General features: G+C 53.4%; 24 protein-coding genes and 1 pseudogene. 14 read left to right on the top strand and 11 right to left on the bottom strand.

Translation table 11 applies throughout. From position 1 onward, the window contains the following. The first annotated feature begins 27 nt into the window (after positions 1 to 27). Both wbaP and ACZ495_RS01580 read left to right on the top strand, forming a co-directional pair. Positions 28 to 1,425 (top strand): undecaprenyl-phosphate galactose phosphotransferase WbaP, encoded by a 1,398-nt coding sequence (gene wbaP / locus ACZ495_RS01585; protein ID WP_407844086.1) that lies wholly within the window; start codon positions 28 to 30, stop codon positions 1,423 to 1,425. Positions 1,426 to 1,580: 155 nt separating this feature from the next. Next, a pseudogene (locus ACZ495_RS01580) lies at positions 1,581 to 2,690 on the top strand (IS3 family transposase). Between the two features lie 11 nt (positions 2,691 to 2,701). On the opposite strand, the gene ACZ495_RS01575 reads toward ACZ495_RS01580, so the two are convergent. After that, positions 2,702 to 3,409, bottom strand: coding sequence for a helix-turn-helix domain-containing protein (locus tag ACZ495_RS01575; RefSeq protein WP_407844084.1), 708 nt, complete (start codon positions 3,407 to 3,409; stop codon positions 2,702 to 2,704). A 69-nt stretch (positions 3,410 to 3,478) separates the two neighbouring features. Beyond that, a complete protein-coding gene (locus tag ACZ495_RS01570; RefSeq protein WP_407844083.1) occupies positions 3,479 to 3,736 on the bottom strand; it encodes a hypothetical protein in 258 nt (85 codons plus the stop codon). A gap of 94 nt (positions 3,737 to 3,830) precedes the next feature. Here ACZ495_RS01570 and ACZ495_RS01565 point away from each other — a divergent pair, with 94 nt between their 5' ends. Genes ACZ495_RS01565 through ACZ495_RS01545 form a run of 5 tightly spaced genes read left to right on the top strand, consistent with a single transcriptional unit; the run spans position 3,831 to position 6,363 of the window. Further along, a complete protein-coding gene (locus tag ACZ495_RS01565) occupies positions 3,831 to 4,595 on the top strand; it encodes a ParA family protein (protein ID WP_407844082.1) in 765 nt (254 codons plus the stop codon). 12 nt (positions 4,596 to 4,607) lie between these two features. Then, entirely contained in the window at positions 4,608 to 4,874 is a 267-nt protein-coding gene (locus ACZ495_RS01560; RefSeq protein WP_407844081.1) for a hypothetical protein, read from the top strand. Positions 4,875 to 4,914: 40 nt separating this feature from the next. Next, the gene (locus tag ACZ495_RS01555) at positions 4,915 to 5,202 is read left to right on the top strand and encodes a hypothetical protein (protein ID WP_464262521.1); all 288 of its coding nucleotides are present in this window, start codon (positions 4,915 to 4,917) and stop codon (positions 5,200 to 5,202) included. Further along, positions 5,192 to 5,878, top strand: a complete 687-nt coding sequence (locus ACZ495_RS01550) for a nucleotidyl transferase AbiEii/AbiGii toxin family protein (RefSeq protein ID WP_407844079.1) — start codon at positions 5,192 to 5,194, stop codon at positions 5,876 to 5,878. Before ACZ495_RS01555 ends, ACZ495_RS01550 begins: the two co-directional genes overlap by 11 nt. Continuing rightward, positions 5,875 to 6,363, top strand: coding sequence for a hypothetical protein (locus tag ACZ495_RS01545; RefSeq protein WP_407844078.1), 489 nt, complete (start codon positions 5,875 to 5,877; stop codon positions 6,361 to 6,363). Before ACZ495_RS01550 ends, ACZ495_RS01545 begins: the two co-directional genes overlap by 4 nt. Before the next feature lie 5 nt (positions 6,364 to 6,368). On the opposite strand, the gene traI is transcribed toward ACZ495_RS01545, so the two are convergent. From traI to ACZ495_RS01515, 6 genes are all read right to left on the bottom strand, one after another. After that, on the bottom strand, positions 6,369 to 8,018 hold the full coding sequence (gene traI / locus ACZ495_RS01540; RefSeq protein ID WP_407844076.1) for a TraI/MobA(P) family conjugative relaxase: 1,650 nt from the start codon (positions 8,016 to 8,018) through the stop codon (positions 6,369 to 6,371). After that, positions 8,015 to 8,266: a plasmid mobilization protein gene (locus ACZ495_RS01535; protein ID WP_464262520.1), complete on the bottom strand. Its 252-nt coding sequence runs from the start codon at positions 8,264 to 8,266 to the stop codon at positions 8,015 to 8,017. The genes traI and ACZ495_RS01535 overlap by 4 nt, the downstream gene beginning before the upstream one ends. Positions 8,267 to 8,333: 67 nt before the next feature. Next, positions 8,334 to 8,939: a hypothetical protein gene (locus tag ACZ495_RS01530; protein ID WP_407844074.1), complete on the bottom strand. Its 606-nt coding sequence runs from the start codon at positions 8,937 to 8,939 to the stop codon at positions 8,334 to 8,336. Next, the gene (locus tag ACZ495_RS01525; protein ID WP_407844073.1) at positions 8,861 to 9,220 is read right to left on the bottom strand and encodes a Rha family transcriptional regulator; all 360 of its coding nucleotides are present in this window, start codon (positions 9,218 to 9,220) and stop codon (positions 8,861 to 8,863) included. The genes ACZ495_RS01530 and ACZ495_RS01525 overlap by 79 nt, the downstream gene beginning before the upstream one ends. Before the next feature lie 401 nt (positions 9,221 to 9,621). Continuing rightward, positions 9,622 to 10,482, bottom strand: a complete 861-nt coding sequence (locus ACZ495_RS01520) for a tyrosine-type recombinase/integrase (RefSeq protein WP_407844072.1) — start codon at positions 10,480 to 10,482, stop codon at positions 9,622 to 9,624. Positions 10,483 to 10,809: 327 nt separating this feature from the next. Then, positions 10,810 to 11,994 (bottom strand): hypothetical protein, encoded by a 1,185-nt coding sequence (locus ACZ495_RS01515; protein WP_072312161.1) that lies wholly within the window; start codon positions 11,992 to 11,994, stop codon positions 10,810 to 10,812. Between the two features lie 331 nt (positions 11,995 to 12,325). Between ACZ495_RS01515 and ACZ495_RS01510 the strand changes: the two genes are divergently transcribed. From ACZ495_RS01510 to ACZ495_RS01490, 5 genes are all read left to right on the top strand, one after another. Further along, on the top strand, positions 12,326 to 12,970 hold the full coding sequence (locus ACZ495_RS01510; protein ID WP_012625341.1) for a GntR family transcriptional regulator: 645 nt from the start codon (positions 12,326 to 12,328) through the stop codon (positions 12,968 to 12,970). Further along, complete coding sequence (locus ACZ495_RS01505; RefSeq protein ID WP_296983700.1) at positions 12,967 to 13,278, top strand: apoptosis regulator Bcl-2; 312 nt, start codon at positions 12,967 to 12,969, stop codon at positions 13,276 to 13,278. The genes ACZ495_RS01510 and ACZ495_RS01505 overlap by 4 nt, the downstream gene beginning before the upstream one ends. 33 nt (positions 13,279 to 13,311) lie before the next feature. Beyond that, on the top strand, positions 13,312 to 14,715 hold the full coding sequence (locus ACZ495_RS01500) for a hypothetical protein (RefSeq protein WP_072312158.1): 1,404 nt from the start codon (positions 13,312 to 13,314) through the stop codon (positions 14,713 to 14,715). A gap of 19 nt (positions 14,716 to 14,734) precedes the next feature. Further along, entirely contained in the window at positions 14,735 to 15,883 is a 1,149-nt protein-coding gene (locus tag ACZ495_RS01495) for a twin-arginine translocation signal domain-containing protein (protein WP_012625344.1), read from the top strand. A gap of 89 nt (positions 15,884 to 15,972) precedes the next feature. After that, positions 15,973 to 17,820, top strand: coding sequence for a CobW family GTP-binding protein (locus tag ACZ495_RS01490; protein ID WP_072312157.1), 1,848 nt, complete (start codon positions 15,973 to 15,975; stop codon positions 17,818 to 17,820). Positions 17,821 to 18,503: 683 nt separating this feature from the next. On the opposite strand, the gene ACZ495_RS01485 is transcribed toward ACZ495_RS01490, so the two are convergent. Then, a complete protein-coding gene (locus ACZ495_RS01485) occupies positions 18,504 to 18,698 on the bottom strand; it encodes a twin-arginine translocase TatA/TatE family subunit (RefSeq protein ID WP_012625346.1) in 195 nt (64 codons plus the stop codon). A 256-nt stretch (positions 18,699 to 18,954) separates the two neighbouring features. Here ACZ495_RS01485 and ACZ495_RS01480 point away from each other — a divergent pair, with 256 nt between their 5' ends. Continuing rightward, positions 18,955 to 20,742, top strand: coding sequence for a DEAD/DEAH box helicase (locus ACZ495_RS01480; protein WP_012625347.1), 1,788 nt, complete (start codon positions 18,955 to 18,957; stop codon positions 20,740 to 20,742). Between the two features lie 626 nt (positions 20,743 to 21,368). Further along, positions 21,369 to 22,241 (top strand): ModD protein, encoded by an 873-nt coding sequence (gene modD, locus ACZ495_RS01475; protein ID WP_464262519.1) that lies wholly within the window; start codon positions 21,369 to 21,371, stop codon positions 22,239 to 22,241. 106 nt (positions 22,242 to 22,347) lie between these two features. On the opposite strand, the gene ACZ495_RS01470 is transcribed toward modD, so the two are convergent. Together ACZ495_RS01470 and ACZ495_RS01465 are read right to left on the bottom strand one after the other, a co-directional pair. Further along, positions 22,348 to 22,842 carry a hypothetical protein gene (locus ACZ495_RS01470; protein WP_012625349.1) on the bottom strand — a complete coding sequence of 165 codons (495 nt, stop codon included), beginning with the start codon at positions 22,840 to 22,842 and terminating at the stop codon, positions 22,348 to 22,350. Positions 22,843 to 22,860: 18 nt separating this feature from the next. Next, positions 22,861 to 24,306, bottom strand: a complete 1,446-nt coding sequence (locus tag ACZ495_RS01465) for a vWA domain-containing protein (RefSeq protein ID WP_464262518.1) — start codon at positions 24,304 to 24,306, stop codon at positions 22,861 to 22,863.

Here is a 24,306-nt window from a genome sequence, read left to right as displayed (position 1 = left end):
GGCCCGTCCGCGTCAATCAGTTGCCATATGAAAAATCCTATTTTTATCCGAATCCTGTGCAGGCTGAATATCCCTCCACGACCTTTTCTGCTGTGTATTTTTGATTTGATTGCTCTTTTGGGCACTGCGATAACTATGCTTTCCTTTCGTCACATTTGGGGTGGAATTGACCTCACTTTATCCCAGTGCACTCTGGTCCTATTGCTCTTGGGGCCATTCTTCGCTGCAACCCTCGGATTGTATCACACAGTTGACCTGCCACCCCACTTGGAACTTAAAGCGCTGTTTACTCTGGCCACCTCTGTTTATGCCATCATTTTAGCGGTGCTATTTTTGACCAAGACAGGGGATCTTTTTTCCCGTTTGACCATAATTGGCGGGTGGGGCTTGACCATCATTACCCTACCATTAATGCGCTGGCTATGCCGCCGGATCTTTTCCCGTGCCAAGTGGTGGGCCACGCCTCTTGTAATACTGGATAAAGATGGACAAGGCCAAAATATGTTTGACTATTTTTCTAATAACCCAGGCTTCAACCTGCACCCTACTGCAATTTATCCAATAGCATCAGACATTGAAACCTTGCGTCACTCAATTGCAGCCATAAAGAGAAAGCATCCAAACGCCTTACCCTTGCTCAGCATGTCCTTGGGCGCAAGAACACAGGGGTCCTGTGCAGTTGAAATTAGCCGCCATTTTCGACGGGTGTTGTTCGTGCCTACTTTTTATAGCTCGTTGCTGCGCGCATGGCTTACCCCCTGCGACCTGGGCAAAGTAGGTGGCCTTGTTCTGCAACAAAAACTGCGCGATAAATGGCGGATTTACTTTAAGCGTACCCTTGACCTGATAGGTTGCACTCTTGGCTCAGTAGTTCTAATACCGCTTGGCCTTCTGCTAGTATTGATCATACGGCTTGATAGTCCAGGTCCCGCCTTCTACCGCCAGAAGCGGTTGGGCCAAGGCGGCCGAACCATCCTGATTTATAAATTTCGCACAATGGTGCCAGACTCCGAGTGCGTACTGCGACGAATACTAGCTGAAGATTCCAGCCTTCGTGAAGAATGGGCAAAGGATCATAAACTTAAAAACGATCCCCGTATCACGCGTGTTGGTAAATTTTTGCGAAAGTATAGCCTTGACGAGTTGCCCCAATTACTCAACGTCCTTAAAGGAGAAATGAGCCTTGTGGGACCAAGGCCAATAGTCGAGAGTGAAGTTGAAAAGTACAAATCTGCCTTTGAGGATTATTGCCTTGTACGTCCTGGCATTACGGGCTTGTGGCAGATATCAGGCCGTAACAATACAAGCTATACAGAGCGGGTATACTTGGACAGTTACTATGTTAACAACTGGTCGGTTTGGTTAGACTGGTGGATTTTAATCAAAACGATACCGGTGATACTTGGCGCAAAAGGGGCTTATTAAACAACGAATGCAACAAAAAGGGCTCCATGGGCGAAGGCGCAGGCATGCGATGCACCTCATTCTCGTTTGAGATTCGCGGGCAAATGTAACCTTCCCCTAAAATAGGACCAGCGCATGGTAGAGATTTCTGGCAAACTGCCCTCAAGGAGACGGCAATGCAGAAATCTCGATTCACGGAAAGTCAGATCATTCGGATTCTGAAGGAAGCTGAAGGTGGGCGCACGGTAGCCGATGTCTGCCGAGAATACGGTGTAAGCCAGGCCACGTACTACAAATGGAAATCCAAGTATGGGGGCATGGAGGCTGCGGACATCAAACGCCTCAAGGAGCTTGAGGAGGAGAACCGCAAGCTCAAGCGCATGTTTGCCAACCTCAGCCTTGAGCACGAGGTCTTGAAGGACATCATAGCAAAAAAGCTCTGAGGCCAACCGAGAAGCGGGAGATCGTCGACTACGCTCGCGATGAGTTCGGGCTGAGCGTGCGTAAGGCATGCGCCATAGTGCTCATCAGTCGGACGCTGTATGCCTATGCACCGACACCGCGACGACACCGACGTTATCGAGACGCTTATCCGGTTGGCCGACAGCTATCCCAGATACGGATTTGGCAAGCTGTTCAGCCTGCTGCGGCGACAGGGATACCGGTGGAACCACAAGCGGGTTCATCGCATCTACCGTCAACTGAAGCTGCATCTACGGCGTAAAGGGAAGAAGCGACTGCCAACACGTAACCCACAGCCCTTGGCCGTTCCACCACAGGCCAACTGCTGCTGGTCAGTGGACTTCATGCATGACTCGCTCTCCAGCGGACAGCGGTTCCGTACGTTCAACGTGGTGGATGATTACAGCCGGGAATGCCTCGCCATTGAGGTAGACACCAGCCTCCCCGCAGCCCGGATATTACGGGTTCTGGACAGGGTGGCGGCATGGCGAGGGTATCCGGAAAAGCTGAGAATGGACAACGGGCCGGAACTGATCTCGATCCAGATGGCTGAGTGGGCTGAGGCGCATGGAGTGGAGCTGGAGTTCATCCAACCGGGCAAGCCTACCCAAAACTCGTATGTGGAACGATTTAACAGGACGTATCGGACGGAGGTTCTTGACTTCTACCTGTTCAGCAGCCTCGCGGAAGTTAAGGAAATCACAGCGAACTGGCTGAAGCAGTACAACGAAGAACGGCCCCATGAGTCCTTGGGCAACATTCCTCCGGCTGAGTATTTGGAAATCAATTCACCCCAGAAAGTCTCTACCTTCGGGTGGCACTAACTTGGGGAGGTTTACATTATCCCAAACTCACGGCAAGCGTCTCGAAATTTCCAAGACCTATAGCAAGCGCCATTGTCCGTCAGAATTCGTTCTACTTTGATGCCGTGCGAAGCATACCACGCGATGGCAAACCACAAAAACTCTATGGCAGATTCCGCCGTTTCATCCGGCAGTACTGCCGTATACGCGGCCCTGGAAGCGTCATCCACACATACATGTAAATATTCCCAACCTGGTCGACGCCGACGGACTTGCCGTGTCCCCGTCTTCCTATGACCAACTCCATCAATCTTGCCGAGACGCTTGATGTCCAGATGAAGCATCTGCCCCGGCTTCGCCCATTGATAACGCTGTACCGGCTCTTTTTCTTCCAAAGAAGAAAGCCGGGAGCAGCCGAGTCTGCGCAAGGCACGAAACACAGTGCTGCGGCACAGGCCAAGGCGTAATGCGATTGCGTCGCCAGTCTGTCGCTTTTTCCGCAACTCAAAAATTCTGGAAACGTCCAGCTCCGTCAGCCGATTTCTGCAATGTCGAGGCCGGGAAGAGGCGTCTGCTAAAGAAGCAAGACCTCCTTCACGGTATCGCTTCATCCATTTTCTGGCGGTTCGCAGGCTTACTCCAAATCCTGCCGCCACCGTAGCGGCAGGATTGTCCCGCATCCGCTGTATCATTTCTTCTCGACCTCTTGCGGTCAGTTTGGCATTCTTATGGCTGTTCACCTTCTCCCTCGATCGGTTTGCTGTTGTCTGTTAACTCCAGCTTTACCGACTTGGGGGAGGGTGAACAACCTATTGGAACACTACAGCTAGGCGGAAGTAACTTTCCAGCAGATCTTTCACTTTAATTCGTGCTTGATTAGCTTTTGGCTTCCGTGCTTTACGCAGTAACGCTTTTTCTTTTGTTGCAATTTCGACTTGGGCTGAATCAAAAGCCACGGCTACAACTTCTTCAGCAAACCTTCGGGAGTGCCTCTTTCCAGTCCAAGGGTTACGCCAAGTTACTTCCCATTTTTTCCCTTTCCGGCACTCTACGTAACGAACAGACATCCTCTTTTCCTCTTTTATGGTTTTCACTATTGACAGCTTTATGGCCTTATATAAAACTGACTTTGCAATTGACCGTAAAGGAGGGAGTCAATAAATGTATATTTGCGCGATAGCAAATCAAAAGGGTGGCGTAGGCAAAACAACCACCACGCAGAATCTGGGTGTCATGCTGGCCCGCAATCATGGGAAGCGTGTTTTGCTGCTGGATCTGGACGCCCAAGGGAATCTGACTGATTCCTTTGGGTTGAATCCGAAGGAGCAAAAGCTCACCTCGTTCAATGTGCTTAATGGGGACACCCACCTTTCTGCCGCCCTGGTGGAGATTGAAGCGGGTCTTAAGCTGCTGCCCGCAAATATTGACCTTGCTGTGGCAGATATGGCTTTCGCAGCAAAGATGGGCCGTGAGAATCTTTTGCGCAAAGCTCTCCAGGGGGTTCAGTATGACTTCGACATTGTACTGCTCGATTGTCCGCCTTCATTGGGCTTGCTTACAGTGAATGCACTTTCGGCAGCTGATGGCCTCCTTGTCCCTGTTCAGGCAGAGTATCACGCTCTTTCCGGCCTACAGCTCATCCGTGAGACGGTAAGCATGGTTCAGGAAAACCTTAACCCCAAACTTGGCCTTGTTGGGCTTGCGTTGACGTTCTACGACCACCGAAAAAAGCTTAACCGGGATGTTGCCGAAGCTCTGGCTGAAGAATGGGGTGATAAGGTGTTCACTGTCAAAATTAGAGACAATGTTAGCCTTGCAGAGGCTCCAAGTAATGGGCAAGACATATATACGTACAAAGCTGCCAGCTACGGCACTATGGATTATGCGGCATTAGCCAAAGAATTTTTAACTAAAATCGAAGAGTAAAGGGGATTAGGAATGGCTGGTCTTGGAACTCGTGGTAAAGCAAAGGTCGGTGGAGCAAATGAACTTTTCAGCAAAACTGAAAAACATGAAAGCCGACAAAATATCAATACTGAAAACCATAAAAATGAAAACATAGAAAACATGCAACCCGTAAAAAAGAGTTTCGTTTTTTCATTCGCCCTGGCAGAGCAGCTGCGCAAGCACGCCTTTGAAAAGAGGATGAAAGAGGTTGATATAGTGCGTGAAGCCCTTGACTTATATTTTAAAAATGCTGACTAAAATGATTAGCAAAGATTATAGTTCGAAGTAAGGAGTGCATATGAAACTCAAAGAGAAAAAATACACAGCATGCGCATTAATATCATGTAATGTTTCATATAAAAACGAAATCACAGAGAAAAAACTTTTAGATATCCTTTTGGGGAAAGAAATCCCAGGGAAGTGGATCGGGCATATAGATTGCTTTTTTAATGAGATACCAAAAAAAATTTTATTGGGCTTCATGAGTGAAAACAAAATCTCATATTCAGACCTTAAATCAACATATTATAGCCTTCCAAAGGTAGTACAAGGTAAGAACTTTCTGGAGATTAGCAATGCCCAATGACATCTGGAAGAAACTGTTTTCCTGCGCAATGGAGCAAATTGAGCAGGCAAATATCTCTCACACCTCATGGAGCTTTGGGGGTGGGACAGTTTTAATGCACAAATTCAATCATAGAATGAGTAAAGATATAGACATATTTTTCAGAGATAAACAGCTTTTTGCCTACATCTCACCTCGAGTAAACGATGCACTTGAAAACGAACTAATTGATTTTGTTGAACAGGATAACTTTACAAAAATATATCTACAACAAGGTGAGATTGATTTTATTTATTCACCACAAATAACTAACTGCATACCAACTCTGCAAAATATTAATGGAAAAGATATTTATGTTGATGATCCTGTAGAGATTATTGCCAAAAAAATTTACTATAGAGCTGAAGAATTTAGAGCTAGAGATGTTTTTGACATGTCTCTTGTATTTTTTAAATGCAAGGATGAGCTACTAAAGAATTGCCTTTTCTCGGAAGAAAAGATTCAAATTTTAAAAAGAAGGATACTCGAACTAAACGAGTCGGGAGTCCTTGAATCTGAACTTAATAATATTGCTACGCTTTCTGGGGCAAAGGAAGTTAGAGGGAAAGAAATTTTACTTTCGCAAGATTTTTTCAGATGCTTGGAGAGACGCTTTTTTCTTAAAAAAAAATCATTCGATGCAGGATTTGAGTTGTGAGGCACCCAAAAATAGATTGCCTTTCATTTGCCACGCATCTTCTCCTAATTTTGAAGCAGATTAACAAAGATAAAGACCTTCTACTCCTTCTTGCTGTAGAGGGCTTATCACTCACCCAAGAAAGAGAGCTTCGTGCAAACTCGCCCGAAGAGGTTAATAGTATAAATGCAGCACAGCTTCAGTTACAAGAAGCCAATAATGCATTAAATGTCGTCAAAGATCCCTCCGCTTATAAAGCTGCCACTGAGACCTATTCAAGCAAACAGCGTGAAGCCGGGCTTCCGCTTGATGCCTTCCGTGAGTTTATAAAAAGCCATACAACGAGGCTAAGTAATAGGCTTTCGGCTCCCCTTTCCGTGCAAGAAAAAAATATTTTGCGCCAGCGTAAAGAAAACTTAAGAACAGCCAAGGACATCTATATCGCTTTGCAGCGCAAAGCGTTAAGCCTGTCGACCCTTGAGACAGGACATGCATATGAGAGGTAGCTGTTTTAAAACTCCAGCACTGCCCCACTCTCCCGCTGAAACATATTCCCGGCTTCTTGAACATCACGCCCAAACTTCAGCTTGGCTAGCCTACGCGCGGCGGCTCTGGACACAGGATCACTGACGCTGTACGTAATTTCCGAGCCACTGTCCCGGATAAGCCCACCGGAGGGCAGCTTGAACAGTACCGTCCCCTTGGTATCGACCGTCCAGGTGAACCCATCCAGTTCAGAAGTCCCCTTCAAAAGCTTGTCCTCGGAAATAATTTGATACATCCGCGACGATGCCAAGAGTCCCTTTTTGTCCCCACTGGTCAAATCATAACGTCCTCGCGTCTTCCGCCGGTCTTCTTTCCAAAATTCGCGCATTTTTTTTAAGGCCTCGGCTTTTGGATTAAGTGGCTTGTCAGCCTCCCCTTCAGGTTTTACCTCTTCCCCACGAGATCGCAGGATGGCCAGAGCCATTTCGTCGCCCTCACGCGCTTTGCCCTGGAGAAAATCGGCCCAATTCCAAAAGGGAGCCTGCTTGCGAATTTCCTCCCGCCGGGCTTTCATCTCTCCCTGTAATTTCTTCAGCGCTGCGGCCTCACGCTGACTGGCGCTTATCAGCAAATCCATCCTGTCTTTTTTGATCAGCCCGTCCATTGTTTCAGCTCGATGCCGATGTCCCGCCCAAATTTTTCGAATTTGGGCTTCCCGTGTTTTTTGCTCTTCTGCCAGAGCGGCCAATGCGATTTTCTTTGCCTCCATCCGCTGCTGGAACTCTTGATACAACCCATCCCGGTCAGCGCCCTTTTGTAGCGGAGCTGCGATATATCGCTCCTTCTCTTCAAATGTTTGCTCCGGAGCGGTTTCAAATGGCCCAAGACGTTTCTCCATTGCAGCCTTGGAAAACTGACGATCAACACTGCTGGCCTTGGCAGCATGCTTGCCATGCTTGTCTTTAAAAATACAGCCATTGCCACGAAGAGAAAATGTGAGACCAAACCGAGCGCACAACTTATGAAAGTCTCGCCACAATTTAATTTTTCCCAACTCTTCAAGAAGCACCTGCTTTCTCTCCTTCAGGTAACTGTCAAATGATTGCTGGCCGGTATGGGCCTCGACAGTGCGGGCTTTGTCATTGCCGCGCACCGGCGCTCGTGGTCCCGGCTTTTCCTCTGTCGCTTCCTGCTCCTGGACATCAATGGCCAGACCGTATTTCTTCTCCAACTCACGACAAACCTGGTCTCGCTTGTCATAGTCTCGGTATGGCTCATGTCGGGTGAACTTTCCAGGATGAATCATATTATATGCAACGTGCATATGAACATTTGCGGTATTTTTATGCACACCGCAATGACGTTGATGCTCTTCAAACCCAAGCGCCTCAGCAAAAGAGCGCTCAATATCTTTAAAGACCTCCTCGGTCAGCTTGGATTCATCTTCAGGACGAAAGGAAACAATCATGTGATATGTTTTCTCTTTGGTTGTACGTGTGTTCAAATCCTGCACGGCCTCCACCTCACGTATGGCCAGATCAAACTCTTCACTCGCACAACCCTCATGCCAGCGAAACAGCAGCTTCTCTTCCTCGTGGTCCGCAGCGCCGACATAGAAGGCTAAAAGCCGATAATTATCATTCTCCTGCTTACGATCCACTTTTCTGCTGATCATAGTTGATCAACCTTCGCCACCAGGGCATCCTTGGCATCCATAATATCTCTGAGCAGTTTGCGCACATCAGTGGCATGCTGATCCGGCTCCGTGAGCCACAGCTTCAGCAGTCCTCCGAGTCTCCCCAGGTCGGCATTGATTTTAAGCAGGTCCAGTACCGCCCTGGAGTCAATCTTGCTCTCCACTACTTGCCCCAGACAGACACGGCGAACAAATTCAGACATGGACAATCCGGCTTGCTCACTCATTTGGACAACCCGGGTAAATTCCTCGGGCTGCACATATGCATTTAATCTGGCCGTGCGCTTAATTTTTTTACGCATTTTCTTCACTGCCTTTTGCTATTTTTTGGGTAGAACGACCAGGAAAATTCCCAATAAGCCCCCTGAAAGCAGCAAAAAATAATTTTCTCATATCCTTTGGAGCAACTTTTTCAATAGAGGTGGCCTGGCAGCTTCTGTAAACATAGTCTTCAAAACTTTCTGGATGTTCCCCACAAAGAAATCCAGACATTCTTATAAGTGACTTAAATGCATTGTAATCCCCATCATTTTTAGCTACATTTGTAAAGTCAGTCAGTTGAAATGTGAACCTCCAAACCATATTTACTGCTTCAACAAAATACTCCTGCTGAAGATGCTTTAATGATGGAAGACGTAACGCGCTTAACAACGTTTTCAGTGCATAATCGTGGGAACATCCTTCAACGTAGCACCAAAAAACAATCATGTCCTCCAATGCCATAATTTGTTCATCTGTGCAGGGACCAATCCCTAAATCCTTCAGGCAAGGATAGTCCCTCAAGGGCTCAGCAGAATCGTCTTTTATTTCTGCCTTTTTAGTTAAGGCGCACTCCATCGCATTGAAGGCTGCCAAAAACTTCTCTTTCCATGCCGCCGCCTTCTTCCCCGTGAAGCCCATTGCCAGGAAGGCGAAACCGTCACGGGGAGCTGGTGGGCAGGATATTCCCGGACGGTTCCATTGCCGGTTTGAGCCGTGTAGGACGAGAGCTGAAAATTGAGCCGATGGAACTCTGGCGAGCACTCCAGATTCTCAATCGCCTGAAGCACATTTTTATGGTCTTTCCCAAAGGCCTGAGCGACAATCAAAGATGTGGTGAACATTCCAGATTCATCATGCTGTACAAGGGTTTCAGGGGATTGAACTTCATTTTTCAAGGAGGAATTTTGCTTGTTTTCCATGACATTCTCCGTTTGCAGTTTGCGTTGAGCCGTAGGCGAATAAGCCTCGCCCCCGGCAGGGCAGGACGTAAACTACGCCACGAAGTGACGCGAGTTTACCTGTCCTGCTTTCTGACTCCATGAAAGAATAATACATTTAATGATGTTTTATGCAATAAAAAGAAATTCGAGTGATAATTTCATCTGAACTTCATTAAATATCCTTAAGTTTCATTAAGTATCCTAAAGTATCCTTAAGTTTCATAACTCACTACAGTTTAAATATGCCACTTAGAACTATGAACATAGTTAATAATTTATTTTTTACATTAAAAAAGACCGGACACAATTCATACCCATTGAAGCAACAGTCTATGCTTCAAATAAATATGAACCGAATCCGGTTTTTGTGCCTTTGGCGTTTATATCTGCGGCAGGATGTTTACAGCGTGGTGTCCTTGCTCAGGTGCTAAGTGCGCGTACCGTTCTGTGACTTTAATTGAGCTATGCCCCAAGAGCCTACTGACAACAAACAAAGGGGTTCCTTTCTGCACCAGCCAACTTGCAAATGTATGTCGAAGGGTATGAAAAACGACCCGATGTCTATTGTCCGTGATACCGTCATTCAATCCACTCTTCTCAACAGTTTGACGAAAAACTTTGGAAACTTTTTCATATTTTTTACTGGGTGAGCCTAACTGACCAAACAGCAAATTTTCACCCCCTGATACTTTACCCTTTACAATTTCCATAGCCTGTTCATTAAGAGGCACAATTCTTTGCTTTTTATTTTTTGTCTCATGAAGGATGATACTTTTTTGATGAAAATTTACATTTTTTCCTCTTAAACTGAAAATTTCACCTGAACGCATCCCGGTGTATAAAGAAAGAGATGCTATTTGATACCAAAATTCAGATGTATTTTTTAACTCTATAAACAAACGCTTTGCTTCATTTTCTGATAAAAACCTGTATCTAACACTCTCAAAATTTGGCATTTCAAAATAAGGTATTGGCCCGCTGTATAAGTCAAGTATTACTGCCCTTTTCATAATTCTTCTCATTTGTGAAAGACACAACTTAACTGTTTGATGCCCAATACCTTTCTTATAAAGATCAAAAGTAAATTTTTGAACATCCACTGTCCTTATTGACGCTAAATTTTTTCCATGCCAATATGGCCCCAGATGAACGCGATACCTGCTGACATCTGTCAGATAACCAGCTCTGGTCAACTGACGTGTCGAAAGATAAGAATTCCAAGCGTCATCTAAAGTAAGCATAGCATCCTCCAAGGCATTATTTTAATGGCCTTATTGGATACGCTTTTTTTATATCATATGCGAATTCCGGTCTTCAAAACCGGTGGCAGGCTTTACGGTCTGCGGTAGGTTCGACCCCTATACGTCTCCGCCAACTATCATACTGCCGGTTCCCCGATACAGTTGACCAGAAAAACCCCTTTGAGGCGCGGCTTCAAAGGGGTTTTTGCATACATTTTTTACCTGCCCGCTGCCAAAACACAAACCGCCCCGTCCGGCAAGCCGAAAGCAGCACGACGCTGGTCGGCAAGGCGCTTCGCAGCGCCTCCGGATCCTCCTGCAAGGCTGTCACCCCCGCTGCCTCCAGCGTTGCATCAGCCTGCCGAAAGATTCGGCTACACAGGCATAGCGCGCATCCGCATCCGTACCGAATGTTTTTGCCTTACGGCTGGCCAGGATGAGCACGGCATGCAGGCCGTGCTCCGCATAAAAAGGGCATGCATAATATGAACGTACGCCCAGGGGCGTAAACAGCGCCCAGTCTACAGATTTTACGCTGTCCAGCGTATCTTCGACCAGCAGCGAACTCAGATCAAAACGTTCTATGTCTTGCGCGATGGTTCCTTCGTAGGCATGAACGGCGCCCCATTCCAGACTGTCAAATGCGCGCCCCACACCGTAGACTGTTACCTTGCCGCTACCGGACTGAATGTGCGACAGCATAAGCCCGTCCACCTCCGGGCCGCATGTGTTCCAAAGTTCTTCCAGGGCGGGGCGCAGGTCGCCCGGGCGCAAGGCCCCATCGCTGTCTGTACCAAAGGGACGCATCATGGTTTTGGCGTCCACACGCACCAGGGCAGCCCGCACTACCCGGCCCTGTGCCCCGCCCCAGGGGGTCAGTCGCACGTAGGTTGAAAAAAGCCCGCGCTCCGCATTGCCCAGCATGAGTTTTCCCGACCACGCATCTTCCCGTACAGCCTGGCGTGCGGCACTGAGAAGCTGCTCCCCCAGATTCTGCGGCGCGATATCTTCCAGCGACAAAAGGCTGCAGCCCTGCCCCTGACGCATGAACAGCCTGCTCGCGGCCGTATTCGCTTCCTTGAGGCGGCAGTCTTCCAGATCAATGGTAAAGACCGGATAATCCACATCGCCCACACGCATGCCAAGCTGCGCGTTATAGCATGCCGATCCGTAGCCGCCGGGCAAAAAAGCGCTTTTAAGCAAGCCGCTGTACACGTCCTGCCCGGGTTCGGGCCAGCCCTGCAGAATGAGCGGCTTACGCCCCCCGTCCGCCCGCAGGCGAAAAATGGCCGCAGCAGGCCGCGCGGCATGAATCATATCCCAGAATTCCACCAGAAGAGGATAGTCTTCCGGCATGACAACCTGCTTGCGGTACGTGGCATTCTTCAGCAACTGAGGAGCATCCAGCCCCTCCACCTGCCAGCGCGTAAAAAGCTTGAGCCGAGACTCACGCTGCCGAATGCTCCACAACAATCCGGGAAATCCGCTCCGCCACTGCGAAAAACGCGGCATACAAACTCCTTCAGCCTTTTGGGCACAACCGGTTGCTGCCGGTCTGCTTGCCAGTAAAATAGATATATTTGCAGGGCAAGCCCTTTTTCACAGTATAATTGGTCATACCAATCTTTATTTTTTTCTGAAAATGCCACAAAAATCTGCATAATATACGATTAACTGTATACTTTAAAGCGGAATACAAATCTTTGGTATGACCAGAAAATATGGAAAAAACGTATAAATACAGTGCAATAAAAGAAATATATACAATATTTTCCGGAATATTGTCATAAAAATCCCAAAGGGACAGAATCAACACAACAAGACAAACCTGCAGGGGAAGGCCATGACTACACCTGCCACTACGGAACGACGTCTGGAACAGGCACTGCTGAAAGGGCACTGGAACCTTTTTGAACGGCTGCCCGCAGAGCGCCTGCTGGCGGAAAAGCTCGGCGTGAGCCGGGCCACACTGCGCACGGCGTTGCGCACCCTGGTGGGCCGCGGAATACTGGAAACCAGGCGCGGCAGCGGCACCTTCGTAAAAGCACTGCCCTGCCGCTCCGACAATGCCAGTCTGGCGGACAGCCTGCGGGCCTTCCGCATTGTGATGCCGCACCTGCTTATGACGGCACAGCCATCTTTCGCCCCTTCGGCCATATTCACGCTGGAGCGCCAGCTATCTGCTGCCGGCATGGCGCTGCATGCGGACGACATGCGGCTTTTCGCGCAATATCACCTGCAGTTTTTTTCCGCCTTGCTACAGGGACTTTCCAATACCCGTCTGGCCCAGGCCGGAGCGGCAACCCTGCCGGATGCCCACGCCCTCGCGCGGCTTTTGCAGGACTGCCCGCCCATACGCCTTGAGGAAATATTCAAGCATCTTGCCCGCACCCTGCATGGCCTGCGCCACGCAGATCCGCAGGCATCATCTGCCGCCCTGTCGGCTTACGCTGCCTGCCTTTTACAGGGCATGGGAGAAGAAGCATGACCGGCACGAGCAGAAGAAATTTCTTGCGGGGGGTGTGGCGCGCGCGCCCTCTGTCTGTGACGGATGAAGCCCCCTTTTCGGCGGCCGCTCCTGATGGGCCGCGTGCCCTCCAGGCTCTGCCGCCGGAATTTTCGTCCGCCATGCTGCGTATGGAAGGGCAGCGCCTGGGACTGCCTGCAGAGGCAATGGAAGAGGAAGAACTGGCCCGGGCCGTTTTGCGGGCCATGCACGCCGGAGCACCCCTGCCCCACGCGCCCTGCCCTGACGCACCGCCGCAAGGCGACGCCGACAGACACGGGCGCCCCTGATCCGGCAACGGCCATAACCCTGTGGAGGAAGAGATGGCTGATCACGACATCCCCTATCTTGAGGAACGCAAACTCCTCAAACGCTGGCGCGGCCCCCTGCCCATGCTGGCAAACCTGGCCCTTACGCTGGTCATTTTTGCCGTGACCTGGTGGGTGTTTCAGGATCCACGCGGCATCATGCGCTTCTACACGCCCTATGTGGGCTACAATTACTGCCGGTGGTGGCTGGTTATCCTGATCTGGATGGCCTATATTTTCGATTTCTGGCCCTTTAAAAAGAACTGGATACGCAACGCCCACCCCCTACAGAAAGGCATCGTGCTTTCCCTGGTCTCGGTGGGACTGATGATTGTGCTGATTCACGGTTTTTTTGAAGGCGTACTGGGCAATCTGGCTTTTGCCTATTTCAGTCCTGCCCAGTTGCAGAAGCTACCCGGACTCACGGAATTTTATGCTGTGGAGTACGCGGCCCAGGCCTGCATGATGTTTGCGGTCATCGCTTCGTGGATCAGTCCGGCCTGGCTGGTGGCCCTTGAAGGCCGCCCCTGGGAAAACCAGAAGCAGCCCGTCCGGGGATTCAGCATCTGGCTCGGCACGTTCTGCCTGAGCCTCGTCATCTATTTCATGACCATGCACAACCACATGGGCATCCTGTATTACCCCTGGCAATACTTCACCGCCATTACGCCGCCCTACTGGGAAGACTTCGCCCAGACTGTTTCTGCCAACTTCCATGTGGCATGGATCATGTGCTGCACAGTGGTGGTCTGGTTTATGGAAGGCATATGGGAACGCTATCCCTTCTGCCTGATAAAAACGCCGTGGCTGCGACGCTTCACCACGTTTTTCGGCATTATCGCCATTTCCCTCGCCCTGTGTTTCTTCTTCTGGTTCATGCAGGAACTGGTATGGGGTGATGCCATCCGCGGGCACAAGCGTGATGCCGCTCCCGACTGGCGCTGGCTGCACGTGGGTGAAACCGCGATATTCTTTCTTGTTCCGGCCCTGTTCCTTCAGTTTTATGGCGGCAACTGGCCCAACAAGTTCAGCACTCCGGTGAACGTGCTGCTTCGCACACTCATTGTCATCGTTGGCGGCATCGTCATTTACTGCCTGTATTATCAGTACGCCCATCTGGTGCTGGGTACGCAAAAGGGCTTTTCCCATCCGCAGCAGTTTCCGATGATTCCCATGATCTGGCTCATCAATATCTGGCTTATCAACTGGTGGTTCATGGATGGCTGGCCCGGCTGGCGGCGCGAATTCCGCAGTGTGGAAGAAATCAGGGCCGACGAGCACGCCTTTGAGGAGCGCAGCGCATGGAGCCCCGCCATGGTGCCGGGCCTTGTTGTGGGCATCGTGGCAGGCGTGGCTGTGTACTTTGCCATCGTGGCGGCGCTGCCCTGGTTCAGCGCGCACTTCACCCTGGTCCAGTAGAGGCCAGCAGGGGGATGATATGAACAGACGTGAATTCATCAAAGGAGCCGCCCTGGGTGTAGGCGCGGGAACACTGGGCGCCATGGGCATATATTCCTACTCGCCCATGCGCCGTGCCTTTCTCAAGGATGCGCAGCGCGGCTCGACGGATATCGGCATGTGCAAGGCCATACGCATTACCAACATTTCAGAAACAAGCTGGTTCGACAACGGCGTGCTTATGCAGGACGTCACCAGCGCCGGCGGCCTGCTGGTTGACCAGTATACCTTCAACTGGCCGCCTTTCGGCAACGGCAAAGGAGTCGGCAAGGGCAGCTATGCAGAGGGCATCAAACATATCAAGCATCTTTTGCCCAAAAAACTGGACGAGGCCTGGGAAATCACCCGTGAAAAAAGCGTGCATGCCGATAATGCAGGGGGTTTCTCCTGCCTGATCGAAGTGGAAGCCCTGGACGGCTCCGTAACCAAATACCTGTTTGACACCGGCTGGAACTATGTGTGGATGGACGCCTGCTACAAGCGTGAAGGCATAGATGTCATGCTTGCCAACAACGAGATCAAGGCTTTCATCCAGACGCACGAGCATATGGACCATTACTGGGGCCTGCCGGCTGTCACCAAATACAATCCCGATATTCCGGTATACATACCCAATACCTTCTATCCCGAAGGCAAGCAGTACCTCAAGGACTGCGGACACGTCGGAAAACTTACAGAAGTTCCCAAGGGGCTGCACAAGCTGGAAAACGGCGTGGCGCTGTATACCTTTGACTGCCCTATCATTTTCCGCGTTTTCGGCGAGCTTTCCATGTACTGCAACGTAAAGGACGTGGGCCTTGTAAGCATTACCGGCTGCTGCCATCAGGGTATCATCCTTTTTGCCGACACCGCCTACAAGGAACTGGCCTATGAAAACGACCAGTTCTACGGCCTCTACGGCGGGCTGCACATCTCGCCCTTTGACGACTGGGACCCCAAGTATGACGACCTCGTCATCGGATTGAAAAAATGGGATCTGCAACGGGTCGGATGCAACCACTGCACAGGACTCATTACGGCGCAAAAATTCGTGGACGCGGGCTATCCCGTGGTCAAGGGCACGGCGCGCTTCCGCTCCAAGACCACCAACTATCTCGGCAACGGCGACGTTATCACCTTCCCCTCCTGACTCTGAACACCCCTGCGGGACCAGGCATGCCGTCCAGGTCCCGCAGAGTCATCCGGTGCGCCACCACGCGCCACAACCAGGGAGCCGCCATGCATCTGCACAGCCTGCTGCCGCGCCCATTGAATCCCCAGGCCGGGGCGGAAAGCCCTTCCATACTGACGGCCCTGCTGTCGGGTATTCACCTGAATCGCAAACAGGCCCGCGCCCTGGGCTGGCGGGGTGTGCGCCCATCGGCCCTGAAAGGACCGGCATGGACCTGCAGGGTTGCTCCGCTGCCGCATGTTTTCGGCCTGGTTTTTCTTGATGAATATGTGGAAAAAAATGCCCTGCACGGCACGTTTGCCGCCTGTGTCTTCCCGGAAGCGCAAGACTCCCTGCTGGACAGTTTTCCGCTGCAGGCCCTGGCAATCGCTCTGGGGCCGGACTATGCACATGCCGTGCGCGAACTTTCGGCCCATGCCGAAGCCCTGTCTCCGTTCTGCCTGGGACACATCAGCATTACAGCAGCCCTGGACGGATCGTGGCTTTCCCTCAGCCTTTCCGCTCCGGCACGGCAACGCATTGTATCGCTGGAAGGCATTGCCGTTCCCGGTCATACCGGCAAAGCAGGCGCTGCCCATACCGCACATGAGCGGCAATGGATTGTGCCGCCCGGTGGCCTTGAGTGTGATATACCCGCCTTCCGCCTGCTGCTGCGTTTTTTTTCCGCTCTGGCCGGTACGGCATGCAGCCTGCTGGGCGAAACGCCGACCGTACACCTGCGCAGGATGCCGCTGGCACTTCAGGGCTGGTCCCAATCCGCCGATGCCAGCCCCGCAGGCGGACCATGCTGGCAGATGCGCCTGACAGTCGGCCTTGGCGGCGCGCCCTACTGTGCTGCAAGGGAGGACAAAAAACTTTCCCGGCTGCCGGGGCGCTACTCTCCCCGGCCGGATGAGCTTTCGTCCCTGCCTGTCATGCACATCCTTACCGGCTTTCTCGGCTCAGGCAAAACAACCTTTCTGCGCCGCTGGCTGGACTTTCTTAACGGACGGGAGCAGTACGCGGCGGTGATCCAGAACGAATTCGGCAAGATAGGCCTAGATGCGGCCCTGACCCGAAGTGAAACACATGTGGAGGCACTGGACGAAGGCTGCGTATGCTGCTCGCTGGCGGACACCTTGCGCCCGGGGCTGCAGCGCCTGCTGGACACGGCTCCGGCGGAGCAGGTCATTCTGGAAACCACAGGGCTGGCCAACCCTGCCAATGTGCTGCGAACCCTGACAGAACTGGCGGATCTTGTGCAGCCGGGGCTGGTTATTACCGTGACGGACGCTCTGGAATGGAGCACCGGCATTACCCCTGCCCGGAACTTTGACGGAGTGCGGCTGGTGCAGATCGAACAGGCCGACGTCATCATCGCAAACAAGGCTGATGCCGTGACGGAAAAATGCTTTCAGGAGTTTCTGCACGCCCTGCGCGCCGCCAACGGCAAAGCATGCATTTTACCCGCTGTACAGGGTAACATTGCCTTTGCGCGGCTTGATGCTTTTTTGACAGGCTGGCAGGACAGGCACAGCCCCGCGCCGTCACGCCGTCCGTGCCTTTATGACATGCCCCGGCTGCAGGAACGTTCCGGCACACATGCGGATGAAGGGTTTTCCTCACGTACCGTTCCCATGCCCGCCCCGGTGGATGAGCACAGCCTGGGGCAAATGCTGAAAGCCGCCGGAACAGGGCTGTGCCGGGCCAAAGGTATCGTGAACCTGCGGCACGAAGGGCGTGTTTTTCCCGTGGTGATACAATACGCGGCAGGCCGTCTGGCATTTGAAGATGCCCCTGGTGACGAAACCGAACGATATATGGTTTTTATAGGTATTGACTTGCCGGACAACATGGAAAACGCCCTTCTGGCTCCCGGGCCGGTTCAGGGACCGCCTCACGCATGCCCGGCCTGACCGCAGAAACGGAAAATCCATCAGGTTTTTATCATTTCTGCGCACAGATACAGCGGCCCGGCACAACAGCAATTGCACCACATGCGGCAGGCACTGCGGACCACAGGCGTACTGTATTCCATAATAAGCTGATTTACCGGCAAAAATATCGAGACAGTAAATCAGCACAGCGCTTTTGACGGCAATATGGCAGTCTTTATGCCATTCCCCCATGTGCCTCTTGTGATTGACGCCGGATACTTCTCGTGCCAATATACACCGAATAAACGATACACCGTCAGCATACGCCGGAAAACCAGCGCCTGACACATCGCGAAAGGCGGACCTTTACGGTGCGGCCCAGGGCGATGCCTGTTTTGCTGCAAGCTGCTCCGGCTGCCGGATACAGGATATACGGCATGGATATGTGCCGGTTTTTGGGCGCAGAGCGTTTTTTTGTCTGACGTGCGCAGCCGGACCCGTCCCGACCATCATCCAGGCTGTCTCCCCGCCTTGCCTGCCTGTCAGGCCGGCGGTCCGGCGCACCCGGGAGCGGGACGGAGGGTGGTGGCGCATTTCGGCGGCGGCCCGATGATGTACTTTCCCGCACAGACCGCACTGAAAATTACTGAAAAATAGAAAAGCCCCGGACTTCACGCCCAGGGCATACAAACAGCTGGAATTTTCAGAAGCCGAGATTTCGGCTACATGGGTTTACCGTTGTCATTCCCGTTATTTCGGGCGGTTATGTCAATTTCATCAGGTTCGGTGGTGGCTTTCTTAAAGTTTCTGATAGCCCTGCCAAGCCCGCCGCCGATTTCAGGCAGTTTTTTTGCGCCAAACAGCACCATGACCACAACCAACACAACCAGCAAATGCTGAATACTTAACGCTCCCATAGCAAAAACCATCCTTCCTGTTAAGGGCCCAAGTTGGCTGGCCTGAACAGGCCCGAAATTTCAGCCAATTTTGTTTATTATACGCTCTCCCGGCGCAAAAGCAACAATTAAGCGCGGCATGCGGTCCGTGACCGCACCAACGCCGCCGATGTACCGCGCCGCGACCGCACCATTTTCATTGTGCATTACACCGGATGGGGATATGTTCCGTCATCTGGAAAAATCCCTACCGAAAAATTTTATTTTCAGGAACAGCATGACCGCATCTTTTGAAGAATTGGGCTTGTCCCGCGAACTGTTGAAAGCCGTTGAAGACATGGGCTTTGAAGAGCCTTCCCCCATACAGGTTCTGGCCGTCCCCTGCCTGCTGGCAGGCAATGACGCCTTTGGCCAGGCGCAGACGGGTACCGGAAAAACAGCGGCTTTTGGCCTGCCCATTCTGGACAAGCTCACGCCCGAAAGAAATACACAGGCCCTTATATTGTGCCCCACGCGTGAGCTCGCCATCCAGGTAGCCGAAGAACTGAACAAACTTGCCGCCCACAAAAGGGGCGTCGCCATTCTGCCCATTTACGGCGGGCAACCCATCGAAAGACAGTTGCGCGCTCTGGCCAAAGGTGTGCAGGTTGTGGTGGGTACGCCCGGCCGTGTTATGGACCACCTCAAACGCGGAACCCTGCGCCTGAGCCAAGCCAGCATGGCCGTGCTGGACGAAGCGGACGAAATGCTGGATATGGGCTTTCGTGAAGACATTGAGGCCATCCTGGAACAGACCCCGGCAAGCTGCCAGCGGGTGCTGTTTTCGGCCACGGTTCCTCCGGCCATCCGCGAACTGAGCAAGCGCTTTCTCCGCGAACCGGAAATGCTCACCGTAGCCCAGAAAATGCTCACGGTTCCGGCCATTGAACAGATTTATTATGAAGTGCGCCCCCACCAGAAAATGGACGCCCTCTGCCGTCTGCTGGATTCCCGCGCCTTCCACAAGGCTCTTGTCTTCTGCTCCACCAAGCGTGGCGCGGATGAAGTGACCACGCACCTGCAGCAGCGCGGCTATCAGTCCGACAGCCTGCACGGCAACCTGGCGCAGTCGCAGCGCGACCGCGTGATGCAGCGCTTCCGTGCCGAAGGACTGGATGTGCTGGTAGCCACAGACGTGGCGGCGCGCGGCCTTGACGTGGACGACGTGGACGCCGTCATCAACTACGACATCCCCCACGATGTGGAAAAATATGTGCACCGCATAGGGCGCACGGGGCGGGCGGGCCGTGTGGGCAGTGCCTTTACCTTTGTGACCATGCGCGAACATTACAAAATGCGCGACATCATCCGCTGCACCCGCGCACGCATCACCGAAGGCCGTTTGCCGAGCCTGCGCGACGTGGACAATATCCGCACCTCCCGCTTGCTGGATGAAGTGCGCCAGACCGTTGAATCCGGCACGCTTGAACGCTGGCTCACCCTGGTGGAAGATTTTCTGGCCACGCAGTTTCCTGACGGTGAAATTACCAGCCGCGATGTTTCTGCTGCCCTTTTCAAGCTGCTCATGCAGCGGGATTTTGGCGATCAGGACAAACCGCTGGATCAGGACCCTCTGGCTCTGGAACCCCGCCGCCAGTACAAGGACAGGGACGGCGCCCCCGGCAGGCGTGAACCCGGCAAGCCCGGCGCACGCCCCCAACGGCGCGAAAATGACGGCCCCATGACCAGACTGCATCTCAATGTGGGCCATACGCACAAGGCCACCCCCCGCGAACTGGTGGGAGCCATCACCGGCGAAACCGGCATTTCCAGCCGCCACATCGGGGCCATCAGCATCAACAAGAACTTCTGTGTTGTTGAAATAGCCCAGGAGATGGCAGACGATGTGCTGGCCGTGCTTAACAGGGGCGTCTTTATTGCAGGCATGCGTGTGGCGGCAAAAGTGGACAGCGGCAAACCAGCCTACCCTCGCCCCCGCAAACCCTTTGCCCCCGGACCGCGCCGTCAGGCGCCCGGCAAATACGGCAAGAAAGGCCGTAACGGGCCGGAAGAGTACTACAGCTAAACTGCGCCCGGGCAGATGTTTTCTGCTCCCAACCCAGTCTGGCAAAAAAGGATTACTCAGGGTAGCCTTACGGCACAGCCCAACGCAGCACAGCAAAATGACAGTGTTGTCCAAAACAGGCACAAGCGGGACTTGCCCCGCCTGTGCCTGTTTTTTGCCGCTGCCGTAACCGCAGTATAATCCCGTAACCGCACGACACAAATATCCAGGCTACGTAGCGGGCATGCCCTGCTTTCAGAGCGGCCCTGCTTTGCCACTGCCCTAAAAATATCTTATGCTCGGCCTCTCTTGCACCACGCCGCCTTTCACCTGATACTCCCTCGCCCCTACAAAATCCGCCGACAGTCAAACAGTCTGCCGTGGTGGTCAGACAATGCACAAGCAGGCTGGGAACTATAGATCCCATTCACACATCTCAGCAAAATATCCGCTGTGTTGTAACAACATGCTTTCTTTCCATCAGGCCTTCCGTCCCGAATGTTCCTGCCTTGCACTGAACCTGTGAGTGTGTGACACTTGCAGTCCAAAGCTGCCCGCACCGGCAATGCGCTGCTGCCCCGGCAGAAGAAACACGCGGAGCAGCGACAGGGCAACGCCGGGTACGGCATAACAACAGGCGGTACTTCATGCATATTTTCAAGTCAGCATCATGGATTGACAGCCTTTTGACCGACGACTGTCCCGGCCCGGACCTGACCGTGGAAATGCTGGGCATCGGCCCGCAAAGCGGCGCAATGCGTTTCAGCCCCCGCGAGGACGGCATCATCAGCGGCGTGGAAGAGGCGGAGCAGTTCCTGACACGCTGCGGGCTTTCCGTCACACGCATGGCCGATAACGGAAACGTACTTCAGGCCGGTCAGGTCTTTCTTGACGCCAGGGGACGCGCCGCCGCCCTGCATAAGGGCTGGAAAGCGGCTCAGGTTCTTATGGAATACATGTCGGGCATTGCCCGCCGCTGCGCTTTCATGCTGGAGCGCGCCCGCGCCGTGCGGCCCGGAGTACAGGTGGCCGTGACGCGCAAGACCTTTCCCGGAGCCAAGGCCCTGTGCCTCGAAGCGGCCCTGAACGGCGGAGCCATCATACACCGGCAAAACCTTTCAGAGTCTGTTTTGCTGTTTGCGCAGCACCTGCTGTTTTTTCCCGGCAGTGAAAACCTGTCCGCACTGGAAGCCCTCGCCCGTCAGACACGGGACCTGCGCGCCCGCATGCCGGAAAAAAACATCGCCATCGAAGTGGACTGCCTCGATGACGCCCTGCTGGCGGCAGGAGCCGGGCTGGACATCATCCAGTGCGAAAAGTTCTCCTGCCAGGATCTGGCGGCCACCGTCGGCGCGCTGAAATCCGCACGGCCCGACATTCTCATTCTGGCTGCAGGCGGCATCAACGGCGACAATGCGGCGGAATACGCCGCAACGGGCGTGGATGTGCTTGTAACCAGTTGGCCTTACTGGGGCAGACCGGCAGACATACAGGTTGTCATGGAGGCTGATGCCCGGTAGACGAGGCGTCTTTACAGCGCCCCCAGGTAATTCCACTGCCGCGGACGAGGAGTTTTGCCGGCAGCACGGATGCCCCCGGTCGCAGGTCAGGCAGGCGGGGCTGCAATCAAAAAGCGGTGCCTTCCCGATGTGCGGCGGCCTTTGCCGCGATGCGCAGAAACTTTTCAGCCATCACGCCGGGCGCTATCCTCGCCTGTGCTCCGGCCGAGGTACGCACGCTGCCCTCAAGCTGCATGGGTTCACTGCCATAAGCCTTTTCCAGCGCATCCTCCATGGCGCGCCGCAGCATCTCAAACGAGGCATCCACTTCGGGATACAGATTGTCCTCCCGCCAGGGCAGCACAAGAGTGCGCGTCCAGGCATGCCCCTTGTGCGAGGGAGCCTCCAGCGTGTGGAACATTTCTGGCCTGTAGCCCGGCGCGCGTTCAAACAGGCCGGGGTAGCAGTAGTCCTGCCGCTCTTCCTCCGGCCGGGGAATTGTGGAAACAATGCTCACCACCGGCAGGGCCAGCGCCCGCTCGTGGTCTTCAAGCTGTGCGCAGTAACTGAGAACCGGCCGCAGGTTTCCTCTTTTTTTTGTGATCTTCCATTCTATACGCATAACTGCTCCGCTGGTTCTTCATCGATGTTGGGCCGCAGGCGTGGGCGGCCATGTCTGTGCCGGTCCGGCCATCAGGCTCACAAGTTCCCCAAACGGCGGCTGCTCCGCATCTGGCTCGCTGCATACCCACAACACCGGGTAGTCCGGCTCATGGGGGAAGCGGTTGCACTCGAGGTCTGTAAACCAGATGAGGCAGGTGGGATGCAGGTTTTGATCCGCAATATGGGCGCAGACCGGGCGGTAGTCGGTACCGCCGCCGCCCACGGGCATAAGGTCGGTCGGCATGCTCATGCGGTTAAAGGTTATTTCACCCTGAATTTTTGTATCGTGAAACAATACGGTCAGCGTGGTGTCATAGGCATCCAGCACTGAAAAAAGTTCCGTGCAGAATATGGACAGCACCTTTTCATCCACCGAACCGGAACAGTCCACAGCCAGAACCACATGCGGCAGGCGGGCCTCACGGCGGGCGGGCAGGTAAATGTTCTGGTACAGGTAACGCCTGTTGGGTGTGGACCAGGAGTAGTCGCTGTTGGCGCAATGCTCCAGAAAACGGCGCAGCAGATCGCGCCAGTCCAGTTCGGGCTGCCGTTCCTTGCGGAGCAGACGCGTCAGCCCCGCAGGCAGGCTGCCCATATGCCGCGCCCGCTGCACGGCCTGATTCAGGGCCACATCCGCCTCCTGCTCAGCCAGCTTGAGGGCCTGATCGTTTTCCAGCCCGCTCACGTCGGGGTGATCGCGCACCTCTCCGGTAAAGGAGGTCTTGCCCTCGCCCTGCACCGGGATGCCCCTGTCCTTGTTCGCGGTGGGCGTTGCACCTGATGCCCCCCGTTTGTCCTGCTCCTGCCCGTTTTTGTCCTTTTGTCCGCCGCCTGCCCTGGCGGCGCTTTTTCCGCCTAATTCCTTGCCGCCGTCAAAAGACATGGCTCCCGCGCCTTCCTGATCCTGCCCGTCGCCCCGGGCAGAGTCACCACGCGCGTCGCCTCTGGAGGCACTTTCCTGAAGAACAGCCAGCGCTTCATAAATATCGTCGGCCGACATGCCCGCATATGCCGGATCGTGGGCAAAGCCTTCGGGCAGATCAAAGCCGGATTCGAGCAGGATGTGGTTTATGGCCAGATCGCAGGCCCGATTCCACATTTTTTCTTCGCGCCCCTTGCGGCGCAGATGATGACCGAAAGCCAGATGCATGATCTCATGCGCCTGAGCCGCCACCAGCTGGGCTTCAGGCAGGGTGGCGGCATAGGCGGGATTAAAGCCGAGGTTCTTGCCGTCTGTCCACATGTCGCCGCAGGTTGCATCTTCCCTGAGGCGCAGCCGCAATGCCAGAGAGCCGAAAAACGGGTGGTCAAGCACCAGAGATGTTCTGGCCTTTTTCATGGCCAGTGCGGCCCGGCGTGAAAGGTCACCCTCCGGCGGGGAACTGTCGCAAGGCCCACGCAGCAGGCTGTCATGCTCACTCAT

The organism is Desulfovibrio sp. GTC20076 (assembly GCF_055385905.1).
This window is presented reverse-complemented; position numbering and strand designations above follow the sequence as displayed.

Coding starts and splice junctions, on each gene's coding strand:
- wbaP (WP_407844086.1), top strand. CDS start 28: ATGAAAAATCCTATTTTTATCCGAATCCTGTGCAGGCTGAATATCCCT.
- ACZ495_RS01570 (WP_407844083.1), bottom strand. CDS start 3,736: ATGTCTGTTCGTTACGTAGAGTGCCGGAAAGGGAAAAAATGGGAAGTA.
- ACZ495_RS01565 (WP_407844082.1), top strand. CDS start 3,831: ATGTATATTTGCGCGATAGCAAATCAAAAGGGTGGCGTAGGCAAAACA.
- ACZ495_RS01560 (WP_407844081.1), top strand. CDS start 4,608: ATGGCTGGTCTTGGAACTCGTGGTAAAGCAAAGGTCGGTGGAGCAAAT.
- ACZ495_RS01555 (WP_464262521.1), top strand. CDS start 4,915: ATGAAACTCAAAGAGAAAAAATACACAGCATGCGCATTAATATCATGT.
- ACZ495_RS01550 (WP_407844079.1), top strand. CDS start 5,192: ATGCCCAATGACATCTGGAAGAAACTGTTTTCCTGCGCAATGGAGCAA.
- traI (WP_407844076.1), bottom strand. CDS start 8,018: ATGATCAGCAGAAAAGTGGATCGTAAGCAGGAGAATGATAATTATCGG.
- ACZ495_RS01535 (WP_464262520.1), bottom strand. CDS start 8,266: ATGAGTGAGCAAGCCGGATTGTCCATGTCTGAATTTGTTCGCCGTGTC.
- ACZ495_RS01530 (WP_407844074.1), bottom strand. CDS start 8,939: ATGGGCTTCACGGGGAAGAAGGCGGCGGCATGGAAAGAGAAGTTTTTG.
- ACZ495_RS01525 (WP_407844073.1), bottom strand. CDS start 9,220: ATGGAAAACAAGCAAAATTCCTCCTTGAAAAATGAAGTTCAATCCCCT.
- ACZ495_RS01520 (WP_407844072.1), bottom strand. CDS start 10,482: ATGCTTACTTTAGATGACGCTTGGAATTCTTATCTTTCGACACGTCAG.
- ACZ495_RS01515 (WP_072312161.1), bottom strand. CDS start 11,994: ATGCCGCGTTTTTCGCAGTGGCGGAGCGGATTTCCCGGATTGTTGTGG.
- ACZ495_RS01510 (WP_012625341.1), top strand. CDS start 12,326: ATGACTACACCTGCCACTACGGAACGACGTCTGGAACAGGCACTGCTG.
- ACZ495_RS01505 (WP_296983700.1), top strand. CDS start 12,967: ATGACCGGCACGAGCAGAAGAAATTTCTTGCGGGGGGTGTGGCGCGCG.
- ACZ495_RS01500 (WP_072312158.1), top strand. CDS start 13,312: ATGGCTGATCACGACATCCCCTATCTTGAGGAACGCAAACTCCTCAAA.
- ACZ495_RS01495 (WP_012625344.1), top strand. CDS start 14,735: ATGAACAGACGTGAATTCATCAAAGGAGCCGCCCTGGGTGTAGGCGCG.
- ACZ495_RS01490 (WP_072312157.1), top strand. CDS start 15,973: ATGCATCTGCACAGCCTGCTGCCGCGCCCATTGAATCCCCAGGCCGGG.
- ACZ495_RS01485 (WP_012625346.1), bottom strand. CDS start 18,698: ATGGGAGCGTTAAGTATTCAGCATTTGCTGGTTGTGTTGGTTGTGGTC.
- ACZ495_RS01480 (WP_012625347.1), top strand. CDS start 18,955: ATGACCGCATCTTTTGAAGAATTGGGCTTGTCCCGCGAACTGTTGAAA.
- modD (WP_464262519.1), top strand. CDS start 21,369: ATGCATATTTTCAAGTCAGCATCATGGATTGACAGCCTTTTGACCGAC.
- ACZ495_RS01470 (WP_012625349.1), bottom strand. CDS start 22,842: ATGCGTATAGAATGGAAGATCACAAAAAAAAGAGGAAACCTGCGGCCG.
- ACZ495_RS01465 (WP_464262518.1), bottom strand. CDS start 24,306: ATGAGTGAGCATGACAGCCTGCTGCGTGGGCCTTGCGACAGTTCCCCG.